We start from the raw sequence: 19,382 nt of genomic DNA, 5'->3' as shown, positions 1-19,382 counted from the left end.
TGCTGTGAGTGGCGCAGGTGTAACGACTGAACTATTTACAACCTAATAGCAGTAAAGTGAATTGAGGCGATTAGTCTCAATTAATTTGGGTGGTACCGCGGATTTTGATGATTCGTCCCAGTGATGTGTGTTGACACATTACTGGGACTTTTTTTGTATTGGAGGACTGAAGCATGGGGTATGGACAATAGTTACTGGCGTCGGCGGGTTAATTCGTTATCGACGCTTATGGCAACTAACAAGACACTCGGTAATGAATTAAAGGAGATCGGACGATGAAACAAACAGAAACGCCGCGATTTGGGCACGCATTAATCCTCGTTATTTTATTAGTTATTATTTTTGGTGGTAGCATTATTGGCCTCGGATTATCACCGTACGTACCGTTGCTTATTAGTTTGTTAGCAACGATGATTTTTGCCAAACTACGTCGCGCAACTTGGGACGATATTCAAACCCAGTTACTGGCCGGCATTCAAACGGCATTAGCACCGTTGTTTTTGTTCTTGCTGATTGGTATGTTGATTGCCCTATGGATGGGCACAAATGTCATTCCGACAATGCTGTGGTTGGGGTTCAACGTCGCCAATGCTGCATGGTTCTTGCCGAGTGCTTTGTTGGTGACAGCGATTGTCGGGTCGATGATTGGGTCAGCCTTTACAACGCTAGCCACGGTTGGGGTGGCACTAATGGGTGTTGGTACGGCGATGGGCTTTTCACCAGCATTGGTTGCCGGGGCGGTATTGTCGGGCGCTATTTTTGGTGATAAAAGTTCACCATTGTCAGATTCAACCAACCTGGCTTCGTCAATTGCAGAGACAGATCTGTTTGCGCACATTAAAAACTTAATGTGGACGACGTTGCCTGCTTTGGTTGTGTCATTTATCATTTTTATTGTGTTAGGAACGGGGCATGCCGGGGCATCCGCTGCTGAATTGCATCATCTAGCCGGTTTACTAACGCCAACGTGGTGGACAGTGGTGCCATTGGTATTGTTAGTCGGGATGGCTTGGGCGAAAATCCCCGCAATTCCAACCTTGTTGGTGAACGTTGGTGTAACAGGCGCTTACTTCCTACTGAATCATAATATGACAACGCTAGCCGATGTTTTGCTAAACGGTTTCAAAACTGCCGCTAAGAACGACATGTTGCAGTCACTTTTGAACCGGGGTGGTATGTTAGCAATGATGCCAACGGTGATTATTATCATGCTGGCTTTGGCACTTGGTGGCTTGTTAACCGAACAGAAAATCTTACAAGCTGTGATGATGCCACTTGCGAACCGAATTAAGCATGGCGCTGGTGTGATTACGGGGACCATCGTGACTGGCATTGCGGCGAACTTCATGATTGGTGAACAATACTTGGCAACGATTCTGCCAGGTCAATTATGGAAACAAGCCTTTGACCGTGTGGGCTTATCACGCTTAGCGTTGGGACGTTCAGTTGAAGATTCGGGAACGGTCGTAAACTACTTGGTACCATGGGGTGTTGCCGGTAGTTTTGCCGCGCAAACCTTAGGCGTACCGGTGCACGTGTTTGCGCCATTTGTATTCTTCTCATTGTTGTCACCAGTCTTTTCATTGTTATCAGCTTGGACAGGTATTGGTATTAAAAAACGTGATGCCTAAAAAAATAAAAGCGACCGGAATTTTTTCTGGTCGCTTTTATTATTTTTAAATGTGTTCCGCAAGTTGGAATTTTTGCGATAACGCCAATCATTTTCCTCGCTTATGAATGGCTTGTAAGGCAAGTTGATGGGCACCTTGGTTTTGACGGTCGGGAATCCAGGTCGTTAAAACAATTGGATAACGATCAATCAGCATCATTAAACGGTCGATCTGGGCCGGATAATGTTTGGCATAAGATTTACCAATGCTATCAGCAACTAATTTAGAATCGGTATAGAACATGACCATGTCGCCCGCATCGGCTAATGTCGCCAAATGTTCAAAGGCTAGGATAGTGGCAGCAAATTCAGCTTCATGATTGGTCATGTCACCTAAATATTCATATTGTTGGCTTTGGGTGCCATCTCGGACGATGACAATGCCGGCACCACTTGGACCGGGGTTACCCTGGGTCGCTGCGTCAGCATACAACTTGATTAACATGACAAATACCTCTGCTTTCATTATACTAGAGAATAGTACAAACGCCCGAAAGGAGACGTGTTAGTCATGAAGGGTTACTACCAACCAGCAGGATTAATTGGCTGGGTAAGCTGGGCATGGATTGTGATGATCGCATTATTCGGCGGTGTCATGTGGCTCGAGGTCACGCATTTGAATGTCTGGACGTACTGGTCATTTGGTATCTTTCTTGTGATTGCCGGGGCGGTAATTTTCCGTCGTCGGGTGTATCTCGATGATGATGCGCTACGCTTCCCACCAATTGTGGGAATCCACACAGAAAAAATTCATTTTGCAGATATGCAATTTGTGCAATTTACAAAACATACAGTCATGTTTAGTCATGATGGTGAACAGTACAGTTATTGGATGAATGCGAGCTTTTTGCGAGCGTTCAAGGCAAAGATTGAAGGAAAAAACGAAAACATATGAGTGAAGAAACGTTAGTGATTACTGACCAAACTGGCCGCCTTGATAAAGTTGTGGCTGATGCGTTTGACGATTATACGCGTACGCAAGTTACGGGGTGGATTAATGATGGCATTTTAACAGTGAACGGGGCTGTTAAGAAGGCTAAGTATAGTGTTAAACCAAATGACGAAATCAAATTTACGGTACCTGAAGCGGTCGAAATTGATTTACAACCCGAGGATATTCCACTTGATATCGTGTATGAAGATGACGATTTGTTAGTTGTCAACAAGCCACAAGGGATGGTTGTTCATCCTGCATTGGGCCATGAATCCGGCACATTGGTGAACGCGTTGATGTTCCACACACCGTTGTCAACAATCAATGGTGTGGTCCGTCCCGGCATTGTGCACCGTATTGACAAGGATACGTCAGGGTTGCTGATGGTTGCGAAGAACGATAAGGCACATGAATCATTGTCTGCGCAATTGAAGGATAAGAAAAACTTGCGTCAATATTATGCCTTGGTGCATGGTGAATTCGTTGAAAACGAGGGGACTATTAAGGCGCCACTTGGCCGTTCATCCGCTGACCGCAAGAAGCAAGCCGTCGTTGCTGGTGGCCGTGATGCTGTGACGCATTTCAAGGTTGTAAAACGCTTCGTTGGGTACACATTACTGCAAGTAACCCTTGAAACAGGACGTACGCACCAAATTCGTGTGCATATGGCCTATATTGGTCATCCAGTTGCTGGCGATCCATTGTACGGACCAAAGAAGACGTTGCCAGGTAATGGTCAATATTTGCACGCGGCTACGTTGGGGCTCACGCAACCAACGACCGGGGAAGATATGACGTTTGAAGCGCCATTGCCAGACTACTTTACAGCGATGTTGGATCAGCTTGACCCATATGCTGAGATTACAGATTAATCAACAATTGAGCGAATATTCGTGCTAGAATGAAGGTATCTTCTTAAAGTCATCCAGAGAGGTGGCTAGGGGGTAACGCGACGAATGAGTTTAATTTAGGCGTTACCTATTTTGTATAGGTAACGCCTTTTTGTTATAGCAAAATAAAAAACGTGAAAAGGATGTCCATTATGGCTAAGGAAATTGTTGACGCAATGGCGATGCAACGTGCACTGACGCGTATTACGTATGAGATTATCGAGAAGAATAAGGGGATTAACAATCTTGTGATTGTGGGGATTAAGACGCGTGGTGTCTTTATCGCTGAACGCATTGCACAACGATTACAGCAACTTGAAAATGCCCAAATTCCGGTGGCTCAGTTGGATATTTCAACCTACCGTGATGATGCAACCGATCGGGGTTCAAAGGCAGAATTGGATATTGATATTGATGGCAAACGCGTTATTTTGGTCGATGATGTGCTTTATACGGGTCGAACAATTCGTGCTGCTTTAGATGCGTTGATGGATAATGGCCGTCCGGCTGTGGTTAATTTGGCAGTGTTAGTGGATCGTGGTCACCGTGAGTTACCAATTCGCGCGGATTTTGTTGGTAAGAATATTCCAACGGCAGCGGCTGAACGTATTAATGTGAATGTCACTGAAATCGACGGTGTTGATTCAGTTGAAATTCGTTAAGACCCGCTTATTTGACGGAAAGGAGGGATCGCTATCCATAGCGATAGCGGGAACGACGTCATGACGAAACGTTATTTAATTTTGCAGGATGGCACCGTCTATGCTGGTGAAGCGTTTGGGGCGCCTGCAACAACTTTTGGTGAAATTGTTTTTCATACCGCAATGACTGGTTACCAGGAAGTCATTACCAATCCGATTTATCACAATCAAATTGTGATGTTTACCTCACCAACGATTGGGGCAGCGGGAATTAATCATCGGGCGGATGAGTCAATTGTGCCAACGGTGAAAGGGGTTATTGTTCGTGAAATTGCTGATGTGTCAACTAATCGGCTGCAGTCAATGAGTTTGCACGACTATTTAAAGCGACACAATGTCCCCGGCATTTCACAAATCGATACGCGTGCGTTGGCCCGCCACTTGCGCAAAACAGGTACGCAAAAGGCGTCAATTGTTGACGTACCAGACGCGCACGCATTTGACCAGTTACGGGCCATGGTGTTGACGACTCGCCAAGTTGCGCAAGTCTCAACGCCGAAAGCCTATGCTAATCCAGGGCGTGGCGCAAACGTGGTGGTGCTTGATTTTGGTTTGAAAAACGGCATTCTCCGTATGCTGAGTGATTTTGATGCGAATGTGACGGTATTACCATATAATGCGACTGTTGATGAAGTGGCTAATCTTGACCCTGATGGGATTGTGTTGTCATCTGGCCCAGGTGACCCACGCCAAATTCCAGATGAAACGTTTGATATTATTCGCCAATTCCAAACCCGGGTGCCACTTTTCGGCATTGGACTTGGACACGAACTATTTGCGATTGCGAATGGGGCTACTTTGCAGCAAATGCCAGTTGAGCACCACGGCATGAATCATCCAATTCGTGAACAAATCACGAGTCGGATTATGTTTGCCACCCAGGGCCAGGGTTACGCGGTTAATCCGGATTCTGTACGGGAAACGGATATGTTCGTGACCCATATTGATATGACGGATGGTGTCGTTCAAGGACTGCGTCACCGCGACTATCCGGCTTTTAGTGTGCAATTTTTCCCAGATACGGCCCCAGGCCCCTTTGAAGCAACGCAAGCATTTGATGAATTTATGGAAATGGTGACGGCACGACGAGGAGGATGGCTTTCATGACCGAGCGAATTTTAATAATCGGTGGTTCAGCGAATGACTTTGGTCGTGAAACTGAAAGTGATGCCGCCAGTTACCAAGTGGTTAACGGCTTGGTGAAACGGGGACATCAAATTGTGATTGCTGATGACAATCCGTATGGTTTTACAACTGAGCGTGAGGAAATAAAAGTCATTGAAACACAATTAACGGCCCCAAATTTGGTTAAAGTGATTGTCGAAGAACATATTACGGCGATCGTGGCATCAGTGGGTGGCTTAACAGCGGTACGCCTGAGTGCTGAAATTTTACAAATTTTAGGTAACGATGCGCCGAAAGTGTTGGGGATGACATTGCCTGTGATGCAAGCCGCCCAAAATACGAAATATTTACAGGAGCGGTTGACCCAATTAAAGTTGCCAGCTGTCCAAACACGTTTAGCTAGCAATGTTAGTGAAGCGTTTGATGCGGCACGCGATTTTGATTTTCCAGTGGTTGTTCGATCAGTGGCACCTGTTGGTCAAACCATTCGTTTGCAGGTTGAGGATGCTGAAGAACTAGAAGGAGCGGCTGAAACGGCGTTAAATCGATCATTAACCCACCAAGTAAACGTGGATAAAAGTATTCGCGGTTACCAGGAAATTGCGATGGTGGTGGTACGTGATCGCATGGATACGACTTTGCTGATTGGCGGTGTCGAAGATATGGATCCGGTCGGCATTCACTCAGCCGATTCAATTGCGATTACACCTGTGCAGACGTTGCCTGATCCAATGTTCCAAACTTTGCGTAACGCGGCCTTTACGGTTGCGCGTGGCTTTAACGTGCAAGGTCTATTGGAAGTTCGCTTTGCGGTTAATCCGGCGAATGAAGAATTTGTCATCACTCGAGTAACACCGTACTTTGATCGCACCTCAGCAATGGTTGTTACGGCGACGGGTTATCCATTAGTACCAGTGATTACAGGCTTGATGGTTGGCGAAAGTTTGACCTCAGTTCGGATTCCATCAATATACGCTGATCACACGGCACTATTAGAACCGACGATGGATCACATCGTGATTCGTTTTCCTGTGTTTGCCTTCGGAGAACTTGAGACGGCCGGTATCAAGACAGAAAATCGATTAGATACCGTGCAAAAATCAGTTGGGGCTACGATTGGTGTCGGTCGTAGTGTTGAAGAAGCGTTGGAAAAAGCGATTCGAGCAGCACACTTTAACAATCGTAATTTTTCACCAACATTGATGAATGCGTTAACGGATAATGAGATTGTTGAGCAGTTGATTCACCCCCGTGATAATCGAATTTTGGTCTTGCTTGAGGCTTTACGACGAGGGTATACCGTTGATGAACTGGCAGAATTAACTAAAATTAATGCCTTTTATTTCTACAAGCTGCAACGACTTAATAACCTGGAGCAAGCTGTGAAAGATAATCCGTGGGAAGCGGATGTGCTCCAACAAGCCAAGTATTACGGCTTGTCAGACGGGTTAGTTGCTAAATTGTGGGATGAAAAGTACGAGGCAGTACGCCGTTATCGTTGGGATAATGGTATTTTGCCAACCTACAAGGCGTTTGAACCATCGGCGGGTGAGTTTGAAGAGTCAGTTTCGCAGTTTTATTCGACTTTCGAATCCGAAAACGAAAGTGAACGCTTAGGTGACGATTCGGCTTTGATTATCGGGACTGGCGCCTTTCGTTTAGGTGATGGTGCCGCAGCCTCATATGTGATGGCGACGGTGGCTGATGAACTTCGAAGTCAAGGTTTAAAGACAATTTTGATGAATAATAATCCGACTGATTTAACTTTCATACCGCAACTTGGTGATAAGCAATATTATGAACCGCTTGAAATTTCAGACGTGATGAATGTGATTGAAATTGAACAACCAACCCGTGTGTTCGTCCCTGGCAATCGCATTAAGCTGATTACCCAGTTACGTAAGATGGGGGTCAATGTGCAAGTGATTGCCAAAGAAAAATACTTGCCAAGTAGCATGTTGAGTGAAGGTGAACAGACAGTCGTTAATTATTTCTATGACGGGGTTGAATTGCACATCATCGGGATTGGCCATCAAGATAATGGCGGCATTTTATTGGATCAGTCTGCTATGACGCCTTCATTATGGGAAACTTTACCCCGGCCGGAGCTTGAAATCGATACGCCGGGCATGTACCAATTAATTGTTGATCGGTTACCAATAGATGGCGAGATTACTGCGGCCGATATTCGGCCTATGCCATTCACACATATTGCCTTTCTAGATAAGGTGACGGGTGTATCCTGGTTGCGACTGGTCGTACGGTATATGCTTGGGACGCCATCCGCGTCTGATGAGCAGTTGGTTGATCAACTCATGACATTACAATGGCGTCTCAAAACGGCACGTCTGCGGTATCGTGATGCGGATTTTGCCGAACATCTCAATACAACGCAAACGTTAGATAATGGACGCTTTGCAATGGGCGCAACGTATCAGGTGCTATAAGCAAACTTAAAGATAATATGGTAAACTGATACACATAATAAATTTTTGAAAGAAGGAATTTTTCCATGTGGAAGAAAGTAGTGGCTATTTTGGTTGTCGTTGCGGCAGCCTTGGGATTGGCTGTTTGGGGTGTAGGCCCTAAGTCAATCGCAACTACCGATTCAGGAAGTATTTCGCAAGCGGACTACTACAAGAAGTTAAAGAGCACCACTGAAGGACAACAACAATTGGCTAACATGATTATCCAAAAGGTGTTGGATAAGAAGTATGGTGACAAGGTATCGTCAAAGGCAATTACAAAGCAATATGATGACGTGAAGGCGCAATACGGTTCACAATTCTCAACGGCTTTGGCTAACAACGGTATGACGGAAGACTCATTCAAGGAGTCTTTGGAGTTGCAAGCTTTGGAGAAGGCCGCGGTTGAAGCAAACTCAAAGTTTACGACAAAGCAATTGAAGGAACAATACAAGAACTACACGCCTAATGTGAACGTTTCTGTTATCCTGGTTTCTTCAGAAGATGAAGCCAAGGATATGATTTCTAAGTTGGACGATGGTGATAAGTTCGCCACGTTGGCTAAGAAGTACTCAACAGACTCTTCAACTAAGGACAAGGGTGGTAAGATGGACGCCTTTGATTCAACCAACACAACTTTGGAAGACGACTTTAAGACGGCTGCTTTCAAGTTGAAGAAGGGTGAATACACAAAGACGCCTGTTAAGTCAGATACGTACTCAGGTTACTTTGTCATTAAGATGGATTCACGTGATGACAAGAAGTCATTCACAACTTTGAAGTCTAAGATGAAGGAAATCTTGGTGACGAACGAGATGTCTGATTCATCAAAGGTGCAAGCGATTATTGGTAACGAATTGGCTAAGGCTAACGTTAACATTAAAGATTCACAATTGAAGAATGTTTTGGCAACGTACACGCAAGCCGCTGCAACTGCTAAGGCTGCTAAGACGTCATCTTCTTCATCTGAATCTTCATCAAGCAAGGCATCTTCAAGTGCAAGTTCAAGTGAAGCAAGCTCAAGTTCAGCAGCTTCATCTGAATCTTCAGATAAGTAAACTAAAAGAGACCGGATTTTTCTGGTCTCTTTTTTTGTGCGCTAAAAATAAAACATTTTTGAATTACCTTGAAATATCATTCGGGAATAATGTACAATAATGAATGTTAAAAACGTTTCGTTCGTGTTTACGAATTTGAGAGGGGTTATATTATGATTGATCGCTACGCGCGACCTGAAATGCGTCACATTTGGTCTTTGGAAAATCAGTACCAATCATGGTTGGATGTTGAAATTGCTGTGACGGCGGGCTGGGTAGCAGAGGGCCACGTGCCTGAAGCGGACTTGGCAGCTATTCGGGCGAATGCTCGCTTTGACGTCACTCGCATTGCGGAAATTGAAGAGACAACGCGCCATGACATGGTAGCATTTACCCGAAATGTGTCTGAATCATTGGGTGAAGAACGGAAGTGGATTCACTATGGGTTGACGTCAACGGATGTCGTTGATACAGCGCAAGCTTTACGTCTACGCCAGGCAAATGACGTTATCAAGGCGGACCTGGTGGCATATCGTGATATTTTGGGTGAACTCGCCCTTCGTTACAAAGATACTGTGATGATGGGACGAACTCACGGTGTACACGCTGAACCAACAACGTTTGGTTTAAAGATGGCTCGTTTTTATCAGGCGGCCAAGCGTGACATTGATCGATTTGAACGAGTTGCTGAGCTGGTTGAGACTGGAAAGTTATCAGGTGCCGTGGGCACGTTTGCGAACGTACCACCAACTGTTGAAGAAGTTGCGATGAACGAATTGGGCTTAACGCCCCAACCCGTTGGCTCACAAGTGTTACCACGCGACTTACATGCGGATTATATGACGACAATCGCCTTGATCGGGACGACCTTAGAAGAAGTTGCCACCGAAATTCGTGGGTTGCAACGGTCTGAAATTCACGAAGTTGAAGAAGGCTTTAAGGGTGGCCAAAAGGGCTCTTCAGCGATGCCACACAAACGTAATCCGATTGGATCTGAAAATATTGTTGGTTTGTCACGTGTGCTACGAGGGTATTCAGTTACGGCGCTGGAAGATGTTACGTTATGGCATGAGCGTGATATTTCTCATTCGAGTGCTGAACGTATTATTTTGGCAGATGGTACAACGGTGCTAGATTACATGTTGCATCGTTTGACAGGTATCTTGGCTAATTTACAAGTGTTCCCTGAAACGATGAAGACGAATATGACCCGCACGTATGGGTTAATTTATTCACAGCGGTTGTTGTTGAAATTGGTAGATGCAGGCATGTCACGTGAAGCGGCTTATGATACTGTACAACCATTGACGGCGAAGTCTTGGGATGAACAAAAGCAGTTCCGTGATTTGGTGGATGCCGATCCAACCATTCAAAGTAAACTGACGGCAGCTGAAGTTGATGACGCATTTGATTATCATTGGCATCTCAAGCATGTTGATGACATCTTTAAGCGGGTTGGGTTACTGTAATTTCCCAAATGGCTAATCTTCAAATATTTTTGGTAGCGCTTTCTTCTGTGTTTAGGTATGATATAAGCAATCACAGATATGGAGGAAATTACTGATGGCATTGGAAGATCAAGTAAAAGGTAAGTTCGATGAAGTCTCAGGTAAGACCAAGGAAGTTGCTGGTGCAGCAACTGGTGATGCAAAACTAGAGGCTGAGGGAAAGGCCCAAGGTTTAACCGGTAAGGCGCGTGAAGCGCTAGGGGATTTGAAGGACAAGGCCGAGGATGCGGTAGATAATCTGAAGGACAAGTTCGATAAGAAGGACTAACAATCATGAGACACACCCGAATTATGGGTGTGTTTTTTATTTACTTTTTGTAAGCGAATGAATAAATATTGAATAATCTGTGAACACGTTAGCATTGCGTTGCGCAGAGAATGCCCAAAAACAGGCGTTTTCTGCGCTTTTTGTGTTAATTGTAAATGGGGTATACGTATATTTATTGGAAAAGGCGTGTTGACAATTCGATGAAAATAAAATACTATTTGAATATCGAATATTTCGATGTTCGAAATACTTTTTGGAAGGAGCGGGACTATGGCAGTTTTGACAACCACGGAAATTATGGATTTGATTCCAAATCGTTATCCAATTCTATATATGGATTACGTTGATGAGATGGTGCCTGGTGAGTCATTGATTGCGACAAAGAATGTCACTATTAATGAACAGTTCTTTCAAGGACATTTTCCAGGTAATCCAGTTATGCCTGGGGTACTAATTATTGAGTCGCTTGCACAAGCGGCATCTATTCTGATTTTGTCATCACCACAGTTCGTCGGTAAGACGGCTTACATGACGGGTATTGATAATGCCAAGTTCAAGCGCATGGTTAAACCAGGCGACGTCTTGAAGTTACACGTAGAATTCGGTAATCTGAGAGAGAACATGGGAACAGTAAACGTCAAGGCAATGGTAGATGGCAAGTTAGCAACTAGTGCTGAACTGATGTTTGTTGTTTCACCTGAAGAGAAATCGGCAGATAATGCCAAGAGTGAGACGGAGAAGTAAGTATGGCAGCTAGTGAAGAAGCATCATTCGAACAGATTAATGAGGCATTGGTCAACGTATTTAATAACGTTGTGTGGATTGAGGAAGCCTCATTACGCGAATCAAAGTTCAATGACATTACGATCAAAGATATGCACACGATTGCGGCAATCTCGATGTATGAGACCCGGACCGCATCGCAAGTTGCAGAAATGGTGCACTTAACACCAAGTGCTATGACGAGTGTTATTGATAAATTAGTCAAAAAGGGCTATGTCGAGCGTCATCGTGATGACAATGATCGACGGGTTGTCCATTTGGCGCTGACTCACAACGGACGTACAGTTTTCCGTGCCCACGAGGCTTTTCACCGCGGTATGGCGCACTCATTATTTGATTCTCTATCTGATGATGAAACCGAGGCGGTGAAAAAGGCCGTGCTTAATTTGCAAGAATATCTTCACGAGCTAATCCAGTTCTAAGAGAGGGCGATATGGAAAGATTTACCATCGTCCAGTCAGCGCGAGTCGTGCCAGAAAGGGTCGTAACTAATGATGAGTTAGCGACATTTATGGACACATCCGATGAATGGATTCAACCGCGTACCGGCATTCGCCAACGGCATATCGTATCGACTGAGGATACAAGTGATTTAGCAGTTGGTGTTGCAACAAAATTATTGAATCAAGCTGGTTTAACAGCTGATCAACTAGATTTCATCTTAGTGGGAACAATGTCGCCTGACACGTTATCACCAAGTGTGGCACAAATTGTGCAAGGAAAGATTGGCGCTACGAATGCTTTTGCTTGGGATCTAAGCGCGGCATGCTCAGGGTTCGTTTATACGTTGAGTATGGCGAGCGCGTTGCTGACAACACGTTACCAACGCGGTTTAGTTATCGGGGCAGAGGTGTTGAGTAAGCTAGTTGATTGGGATGACCGATCAACAGCCGTGTTGTTTGGTGACGGTGCGGCCGGGGTTTTGCTTGAACGTACTGGAGCAGAGACAGGCTTACTAGCTGAATCATTGAAAACCTTTGGTGAACGCTCAGAATTCCTGACAGCTGGTCAACAACGAAACGCAAATTATTTTGCGGGTGAGTTAAAGGCTGCTGATCCGTATTTTAAGATGAATGGTCGTGAAGTGTATAATTTCGCGACACGCGAAGTGCCGGCGGTCTTAAACGAGGCGCTTGCAAAAGCAAGCCTCACACCTGATGAGATTGATTATTATCTGTTGCATCAGGCAAATGGACGAATTGTTAGCAGTATTGCGAAGCGATTCGGTCAGCCAATCGAAAAGTTCCCAACGAACATGGCGTTATATGGTAATACTAGTGCAGCTAGTATCGGTATTTTACTTGATGAACTGCGTGAAGCTGGGACGATTAAACCAGGGCAAACAATTGCGATTGCCGGGTTTGGTGGTGGCTTAACGGTTGGTGCCTTGATTATCAAGGTGTAGTTTTTTTAACCATTTTTGTATATGACCTATACATTTAAATTATCGAATTATTAAACAAAAGAAATAGAGGACAATAACATGACTGAAGCAGAAATTTTGAACAAGGTAACTGAAATCTTGGTAGACCAATTTGACTTGGAAGATGGTGAAGTTAAGCCTGAAACGAATTTGACGGAAGACATCGACGCAGATTCATTGGATTTGTTTGAAGTGTTGAACCGTGTTGAAGACGACTTTGACATTAAGTTGGCTGTTGCTGAAGAAATCCAAACGGTACAAGACTTGGTTAACAAGGTAGCTGCACAAGTTAACGCCTAAATATTCAGCACCAAGAGAAAGGAACCACAAAATGAGCGTTAAGCTAAATAATCCATTATTTGAAAAGTTGGGTATGAAGTACCCTATCATCCAAGGCGGAATGGCCTGGGCGGGTACGGGACATCTTGCTGGTGCCGTCTCTGAGGCTGGAGGTTTGGGAATTATCGGAACAGGTTATTGGAAGGCTGACAAGGTGCGTGAAGAAATTCGTCGTGCTCGTCAGGTGACTGATAAGCCGTTCGGTGTCAATGTGATGTTGCTATCACGCCACATCCGTGAAGTTTTCGATGTCATTATCGAAGAGGGTGTGCAAGTTGTGGCAACCGGTGCAGGTGATCCATCACCGTTTATTGAAGAGTTGCACAGCCACGGTATCTTGGTTATCCCGGTTGTTCCATCTGTTGGTTTGGCCAAGATGATGGAAAAGAAGGGTGTCGATGCAGTTGTTGCCGAAGGAATGGAGTCAGGTGGTCACATTGGTATGTTGACGACGATGACATTGGTTCCACAGGTGGTCGACGCATTGAACATTCCAGTTATTGCGGCGGGTGGAATTGCAGATGGTCGTGGTGTTGCTGCGGCCTTCATGCTAGGCGCCTCTGGTGTTCAAATGGGAACACGCTTCTTGGCTTCGGCTGAGTCAGAGGTCCATGAAAACTTTAAGAATGCTGTTGTGAAAGCAAAGGATATCGATACGCTTGTGACGGGAGAGTTACTTGGTAACCGTGCTCGTGTCTTGAAGACTAAGATGTCAAAGAACTTTGTAAAGCAAGAGCGCATTGAAATTACAAAGCCAAAGCCAGATGCAGATGCAATCGAAGAACTTGAGAATGGGTCTCTTCGTCGAGCAGTGCTTGATGGTGACAAGGAAAATGGGGCCTTCATGGCTGGCCAAATTTCAGGAATGATTCATGAGATTAAGCCAGTGGCTGAAATTCTAGAAGATGTTTGGTCACAAGCTGAAGACTTGTTGAAGTAACCAAACAACGAGGTAAAAAACATGAAACTAGGACTATTGATGAGCGGGCAAGGGGCGCAACAAGTTGGCATGGGTGCTGATTTGTATGCCAGTCTGCCTAAATATCAAGAAACAATCGACCATGCGAGTGAATTACTTGGCTACGATGTGATGACGACTATTGTGAATAGTGAAGATAACATCAAGCAAACGAAGTACACACAACCTGCTATTTTGGCAATGAGCATGGGCATCTACAATGCTTTGTCAGATGTGATGCCTGAACCAGCCGGTGCATTGGGCCTGAGTTTGGGTGAGTACAGTGCATTAACAGCCGCTGGGTCAATGACATTTGAGCAAGGTATGGCCATTATTAAGGATCGCGGTGCTTATATGCAAGCCGCCGGTGATGCAAACCCAGGTAAGATGGTTGCCGTAATGACGGACGATCAAGACTGGGTTGTTGCAACGCTTGAAAAATTGCAAGCTACTGGAAAGCGCGTGTACCCAGCGAACTTTAACACGTTTAATCAATTGGTCATTGGTGGAATCGAAGCTGATGTTGATGAGGCAATGGCCGCATTGACTGAAGCAGGTGTCTCACGCATGGTCGAATTGCCAGTTTCAGGTGCATTCCATACACCATTGTTGCAAACGGCTGCGGATCAACTGGCAGATCGTTTAACGGATGAAACGTTTAGCGCACCAACATTTGCGGTGTACTCAAATACAACGGGTCAAAAGTTTGACGATGTTAAAGCGACTTTGTTAAAGCAAATTACGTCACCAACTTATTTTGCACAAGCATTGCAAGCAATGGTTGATGATGGTGTTGATACGCTAATTGAGTTTGGACCAAGTGATACCTTGATGAAATTCGCAAAGAAAATTGTTGGTAAAGATATCAAGCGCTACTGCGTGAAGGATTTGGCCTCATTTAATGAAGTTCGCGATATGTTGATTGCGGCACAGGAGACAGTGTAATGGATTTAACAGACAAGAATGTGTTGATCACGGGATCGACACGTGGTATCGGTTTAGCGGTTGCAAAAGCCTTTGATGCGGCTGGGGCTCGGGTAATTTTACACGGGCGTTCGGCCGTTAGACCAGACGTGATGGCTGAGTTTGGTGAAAACACACTCGCTATTACAGCGGATATTGCTGATGAGGAAAGCGTTAATAACGCCCTGACTGGTTTGTTTGAAGAAATTGATGGCATTGATATTTTGATTAACAATGCTGGAATTGTTGACGACAAATTGACAATGGGCATGAAGCCAAGTGAATTCGCAAACGTTGTGAATACAAACTTGAACGGTACATTTAACGTGACGCAGCCAATCTTTAAGAAGATGTTGCGTGCCCGCTCAGGAAATATCATCAACATGGCATCTGTTGTGGGGTTGATGGGAAATGTTGGCCAAGCAAATTACGCAGCGTCAAAGGCTGGAATTGTTGGTTTGACAAAGTCATTAGCTAAAGAAGGCGCAATGCGTGGCATTCGTGTTAATGCGATTGCACCGGGCATGATTGTATCAGACATGACAGATGCGTTGTCTGACAAGGTTAAGGAACAAGTCCTAGAGGCTGTGCCTTTGAAGCGTTTTGGAAACGCGACGGAAATCGCACAAACTGCCTTGTTCTTGGCTCAAAACGATTACATCACTGGCCAAACAATTACGGTCGATGGTGGGTTGTACATCTAAGGAAAACGGATACGACTTGATGCACTTATTCTTTTACAACTTATTAATAAGTCGTATCCAAGCTTTAGGAAAGTAGAGGAGAACAACATGACACGAGTTGTCGTAACAGGTTTGGGTGCAGTTACACCCGTTGGTAATACAGCAAATGATTTTTTGGATGGAATTTTTAACAGCCAAGTTGGAATTGCACCAATTACAAAGTTTGACGCAACTGAGACGGGTGTCACAGTTGCTGGTGAAGTGAAAAACTTCGATCCCGCTGCTCGCGTTGGAAAGCGTGAGTCACGTAAGATGGACTTGTTTTCACAATACGCCGTTCACGCTACCGGTGAAGCATTGGAAAACGCCGGCTTGGCCGATGGTGTTGATAACCCTGATCGTTTCGGCGTTATCATGGGTAACGGAATCGGTGGTTTGACGACTATCGAAGAACAAGTTATCAAGATGCACGACAAGGGACCACAACGTGTGAGCCCAATGTTCGTGCCAAACGCTATCCCAAACATGGTGTCAGGTAACGTGTCAATGCGTTACGGTGCCAAGGGAATTAACTACACATTGTCAACGGCGTGCGCCAGTGCGACGAATGCGATTGGTGAAGCTTTCTGGCGTATCCAATCAGGTAAGTATGATGTGATGGTTACGGGTGGATCAGAAGCGACGGTTAACGAAATGGGAATCTCAGGGTTCGCAGCGTTGACTGCCTTGTCAACTGAACCAAATCCACTTGAAGCCTCAAAGCCATTTGATGTAAACCGTCACGGTTTCGTTATGGGTGAGGGTTCAGGAATCTTGGTCTTGGAATCATTGGAACACGCGCAAGCCCGCGGTGCAGAAATTATCGCCGAAGTGGTTGGTTACGGGGCAAACTCTGATGCTTACCACTTGACCAGCCCAACTCCTGACGGATCAGGACCAGCTGGTTCAGTTAAGTTGGCTTTGCAAGACGCCGGTATCCAAGCGAGCGACATTGATTATGTCAACGCACACGGAACGGCAACTGGTGCAAATGACGCGGCTGAATCAAAGGCTATGGAATTGGTCTTTGGTAAGAACGGCGTCTTGGTTTCATCAACTAAGGGTATGACTGGACACTTGTTGGGAGCAGCGGGTGCCATTGAGGCCATTGCTGCAATTGGTGCCTTGGTCCGTGAACAATTGCCAGTTAATGTTGGTGTGACGGAACAAGATCCTGAAACTGCTGGTGTGACGTTGGTTAACGACGACAACAAGTTTGTTGCGCCTAACTACGTTTTGTCAGCTAACTATGGTTTCGGTGGCCACAATGCCGCTGTTATTTTCAAGAAGTGGAGTGAGAATTAATGGGTTTGCAATTAGATGACATTCGCGCTTTGATGCAAGATTTGGAAAATAGTTCGTTGCGTGAGTTTTCATTGCAATCAGATGATTTCAGTTTGCATTTGAGTAAGAACGAAATCACGCAACCTGTTGTCACGACACCTGCGCAGCCAACTGTTGCGAGTGTCGCGACAGCAGAAGCGCCTGTCGCAACGGAACATCATCCTTTGGACAAGGAACAAAAGCAAGGCGTAACGATTGATGCACCATTGGTCGGAACGGTTTACTTGAAGGCCAATCCGGATGCTGCGCCTTTCAAGCAAGTGGGTGACCACGTTGCTGTGGGTGAACAAGTTGCGATTGTTGAAGCAATGAAGCTAATGACACCAGTGAAGAGTGAAGTTGCCGGTGTCATCACTGAAATTTTGGTAGAGGAAGAGGATGTGGTTGATTACGGTCATGCAATCTTCCGTGTCGAACTAGATGCTTAAGGAGGGGCGGCAATGTCAGTATTAAATACACAACAAATTCAAGAAATTTTGCCACACCGTTACCCAATGTTGATGTTGGATACGGTTGAGGAGTTGGTGCCGGGTGAAAAGACGGTTGCCATCAAAAATGTCACCATCAACGAAGAAGTCTTCCAAGGTCACTTTCCAGGCAATCCAACATTTCCTGGGGCGTTGACAATTGAAGCATTAGCACAAGCTGGTGCCGTAGCATTACTTTCGATGCCTGAATTTAAGGGTAAGACAGCTTACTTTGGTGGTATTAAGAAGGCTCGTTTCCGTAAGATGGTTCAACCTGGTGATCAAATGCGCCTAGAAGTGACGCTTGATCGTTTGCGCGGTCCAATTGGTGAAGGTAAGGGTGTTGCTTACGTTAATGGTAAGAAGGCTACTACTGCTGATTTGACGTTTATTATTGGAGATTAAAATGTTCAAGAAAGTGTTAGTCGCGAACCGTGGTGAAATTGCTGTTCGTGTCATTCGTACACTGAAGGAAATGGGCATTAAATCTGTTGCTATCTATTCTTCAGCTGATGCGGATAGCCTCCATGTGAAATTAGCCGATGAAGCGATTTCAGTCGGGGGGCCAAAGTCTAAAGATAGTTACCTTAACATGAAGAATATCTTGAGTGCTGCGTTGTTAACGGGTGCTGAAGCGATTCATCCAGGTTACGGTTTCTTATCGGAAAATGAATTATTCGTTGAAATGGTTGAAGCCGTTGGTTTGAAGTGGATCGGTCCAAGCCCCCATGTCATCGAATTAATGGGTAATAAGGCAAATGCGCGTGAATCAATGCGTGCGGCTGGCGTACCAGTTATTCCGGGTTCAGAAGGGTTCATTCGTGATGCTAATGAAGCCAAGCTGGTCGCTGACCGGGTCGGCTACCCATTGTTGCTGAAAGCCGCTGCCGGTGGTGGTGGTAAGGGAATGCGATTTGTTTATTCAGAAGATGAATTAGCAGATAAGTTCGATGATGCGCAACGTGAAGCGAAAGCTGCGTTTGGGGATGAACACATGTATGTTGAGAAGGTGATGGAGAATGTTCGTCACATCGAGATGCAAGTGATGCGTGACCAATTTGGTCATGTGTTGTACTTCCCAGAACGTAACTGTTCACTACAACGTAATAACCAAAAGGTCATGGAAGAAAGCCCAGCGCTTGGTGTGACACCAGCGATGCGTGAAAATCTAGGTGACATTGCAACTAAGGCTGTGAATGCCTTGCAGTATGAAAATACAGGGACATTGGAGTTCTTGCAAGATCACGATGGTCATTTCTACTTCATGGAAATGAATACGCGTATTCAAGTTGAACACCCAGTAACTGAAATGGTAACTGGAGTGGACTTAATTCGGATGCAAATTGAAGTGGCTGCTGGTGAACCTTTGAAGGTATCACAATCGGATATTGCCCTTAAGGGACATGCTTTAGAAGTCCGATTGAACGCGGAGCAACCCGCTAAGAACTTTGCGCCTAGTGCCGGTACAATTGATTTTGCCTTTCTACCAACTGGTGGACCTGGTATTCGCATTGATTCGGCTATTTACACGGGTGATAAGATTCAACCATTCTACGATTCAATGATCGGTAAGCTTTTGGTCCACGCGGATAATCGTTTGGAAGCGGTCACGAAAATGGACCGTATCTTGGATGAGTTAGTTATTCAAGGTGTTAATACAAACGCTGATTTCCAAAAAGCGTTGTTACATGACCCAACAGTAGCACGTGGCATGTTTGACACGCGCTATCTGGAAAAAGAATTTTTGCCACGTTGGCAAGCTAGTTTGCCAGCCGCTGATTAAGGA

21 protein-coding genes are annotated in these 19,382 nt (G+C 45.2%); 20 read left to right on the top strand and 1 reads right to left on the bottom strand.

Features of this window, described 5'->3' with window-relative positions; all coding sequences use genetic code 11:
• Positions 1-275 precede the first annotated feature (275 nt).
• Complete coding sequence (locus ESE_RS0109380) at positions 276-1,631, top strand: Na+/H+ antiporter NhaC family protein (protein ID WP_010374202.1); 1,356 nt, start codon at positions 276-278, stop codon at positions 1,629-1,631.
• An 87-nt stretch (positions 1,632-1,718) separates the two neighbouring features.
• Here ESE_RS0109380 and ESE_RS0109375 read toward each other — a convergent pair whose 3' ends face one another.
• Positions 1,719-2,114 (bottom strand): ribonuclease HI family protein, encoded by a 396-nt coding sequence (locus ESE_RS0109375; protein WP_010374200.1) that lies wholly within the window; start codon positions 2,112-2,114, stop codon positions 1,719-1,721.
• 66 nt (positions 2,115-2,180) lie between these two features.
• Here ESE_RS0109375 and ESE_RS0109370 point away from each other — a divergent pair, with 66 nt between their 5' ends.
• The 19 genes from ESE_RS0109370 (at position 2,181) to accC (ending at position 19,379) form a co-directional block, all read left to right on the top strand.
• On the top strand, positions 2,181-2,564 hold the full coding sequence (locus tag ESE_RS0109370; protein WP_010374198.1) for an EbsA family protein: 384 nt from the start codon (positions 2,181-2,183) through the stop codon (positions 2,562-2,564).
• Complete coding sequence (locus tag ESE_RS0109365; RefSeq protein WP_010374196.1) at positions 2,561-3,475, top strand: RluA family pseudouridine synthase; 915 nt, start codon at positions 2,561-2,563, stop codon at positions 3,473-3,475. Before ESE_RS0109370 ends, ESE_RS0109365 begins: the two co-directional genes overlap by 4 nt.
• Positions 3,476-3,645: 170 nt before the next feature.
• Positions 3,646-4,155: a bifunctional pyr operon transcriptional regulator/uracil phosphoribosyltransferase PyrR gene (pyrR, locus tag ESE_RS0109360; RefSeq protein WP_010374194.1), complete on the top strand. Its 510-nt coding sequence runs from the start codon at positions 3,646-3,648 to the stop codon at positions 4,153-4,155.
• Positions 4,156-4,215: 60 nt separating this feature from the next.
• Entirely contained in the window at positions 4,216-5,301 is a 1,086-nt protein-coding gene (locus ESE_RS0109355; protein ID WP_010374192.1) for a carbamoyl phosphate synthase small subunit, read from the top strand.
• Positions 5,298-7,766, top strand: a complete 2,469-nt coding sequence (locus ESE_RS0109350) for an ATP-binding protein (protein ID WP_010374190.1) — start codon at positions 5,298-5,300, stop codon at positions 7,764-7,766. Before ESE_RS0109355 ends, ESE_RS0109350 begins: the two co-directional genes overlap by 4 nt.
• 65 nt (positions 7,767-7,831) lie before the next feature.
• A complete protein-coding gene (locus tag ESE_RS0109345) occupies positions 7,832-8,842 on the top strand; it encodes a peptidylprolyl isomerase (RefSeq protein ID WP_010374188.1) in 1,011 nt (336 codons plus the stop codon).
• Positions 8,843-8,994: 152 nt separating this feature from the next.
• Positions 8,995-10,290 (top strand): adenylosuccinate lyase, encoded by a 1,296-nt coding sequence (gene purB / locus ESE_RS0109340; RefSeq protein WP_010374187.1) that lies wholly within the window; start codon positions 8,995-8,997, stop codon positions 10,288-10,290.
• 94 nt (positions 10,291-10,384) lie between these two features.
• Positions 10,385-10,597 carry a CsbD family protein gene (locus ESE_RS0109335; RefSeq protein WP_010374184.1) on the top strand — a complete coding sequence of 71 codons (213 nt, stop codon included), beginning with the start codon at positions 10,385-10,387 and terminating at the stop codon, positions 10,595-10,597.
• 270 nt (positions 10,598-10,867) lie between these two features.
• A complete protein-coding gene (fabZ, locus tag ESE_RS0109330) occupies positions 10,868-11,341 on the top strand; it encodes a 3-hydroxyacyl-ACP dehydratase FabZ (RefSeq protein ID WP_010374183.1) in 474 nt (157 codons plus the stop codon).
• Between the two features lie 2 nt (positions 11,342-11,343).
• Complete coding sequence (locus ESE_RS0109325) at positions 11,344-11,802, top strand: MarR family winged helix-turn-helix transcriptional regulator (RefSeq protein ID WP_010374181.1); 459 nt, start codon at positions 11,344-11,346, stop codon at positions 11,800-11,802.
• Between the two features lie 11 nt (positions 11,803-11,813).
• Positions 11,814-12,785 carry a beta-ketoacyl-ACP synthase III gene (locus tag ESE_RS0109320; RefSeq protein ID WP_010374180.1) on the top strand — a complete coding sequence of 324 codons (972 nt, stop codon included), beginning with the start codon at positions 11,814-11,816 and terminating at the stop codon, positions 12,783-12,785.
• Between the two features lie 78 nt (positions 12,786-12,863).
• A complete protein-coding gene (locus tag ESE_RS0109315; RefSeq protein WP_010374178.1) occupies positions 12,864-13,103 on the top strand; it encodes an acyl carrier protein in 240 nt (79 codons plus the stop codon).
• A gap of 31 nt (positions 13,104-13,134) precedes the next feature.
• On the top strand, positions 13,135-14,082 hold the full coding sequence (locus tag ESE_RS0109310; RefSeq protein ID WP_010374176.1) for a nitronate monooxygenase: 948 nt from the start codon (positions 13,135-13,137) through the stop codon (positions 14,080-14,082).
• Between the two features lie 21 nt (positions 14,083-14,103).
• Complete coding sequence (locus tag ESE_RS0109305) at positions 14,104-15,045, top strand: ACP S-malonyltransferase (RefSeq protein WP_010374174.1); 942 nt, start codon at positions 14,104-14,106, stop codon at positions 15,043-15,045.
• On the top strand, positions 15,045-15,767 hold the full coding sequence (locus ESE_RS0109300) for a 3-oxoacyl-ACP reductase family protein (protein WP_010374173.1): 723 nt from the start codon (positions 15,045-15,047) through the stop codon (positions 15,765-15,767). Before ESE_RS0109305 ends, ESE_RS0109300 begins: the two co-directional genes overlap by 1 nt.
• Before the next feature lie 87 nt (positions 15,768-15,854).
• Positions 15,855-17,090: a beta-ketoacyl-ACP synthase II gene (fabF, locus tag ESE_RS0109295; RefSeq protein ID WP_010374171.1), complete on the top strand. Its 1,236-nt coding sequence runs from the start codon at positions 15,855-15,857 to the stop codon at positions 17,088-17,090.
• On the top strand, positions 17,090-17,557 hold the full coding sequence (accB, locus tag ESE_RS0109290; protein ID WP_010374169.1) for an acetyl-CoA carboxylase biotin carboxyl carrier protein: 468 nt from the start codon (positions 17,090-17,092) through the stop codon (positions 17,555-17,557). Before fabF ends, accB begins: the two co-directional genes overlap by 1 nt.
• Positions 17,558-17,569: 12 nt before the next feature.
• Positions 17,570-18,001 (top strand): 3-hydroxyacyl-ACP dehydratase FabZ, encoded by a 432-nt coding sequence (fabZ, locus tag ESE_RS0109285; protein WP_010374168.1) that lies wholly within the window; start codon positions 17,570-17,572, stop codon positions 17,999-18,001.
• 1 nt (position 18,002) lies between these two features.
• The gene (gene accC / locus ESE_RS0109280; protein WP_010374165.1) at positions 18,003-19,379 is read left to right on the top strand and encodes an acetyl-CoA carboxylase biotin carboxylase subunit; all 1,377 of its coding nucleotides are present in this window, start codon (positions 18,003-18,005) and stop codon (positions 19,377-19,379) included.
• Positions 19,380-19,382 lie beyond the last annotated feature (3 nt).

The sequence above is a fragment of the Weissella cibaria KACC 11862 genome, assembly GCF_000193635.1.
In the GTDB taxonomy this organism is placed as follows: Bacteria; Bacillota; Bacilli; order Lactobacillales; family Lactobacillaceae; genus Weissella; species Weissella cibaria.
This window is presented reverse-complemented; position numbering and strand designations above follow the sequence as displayed.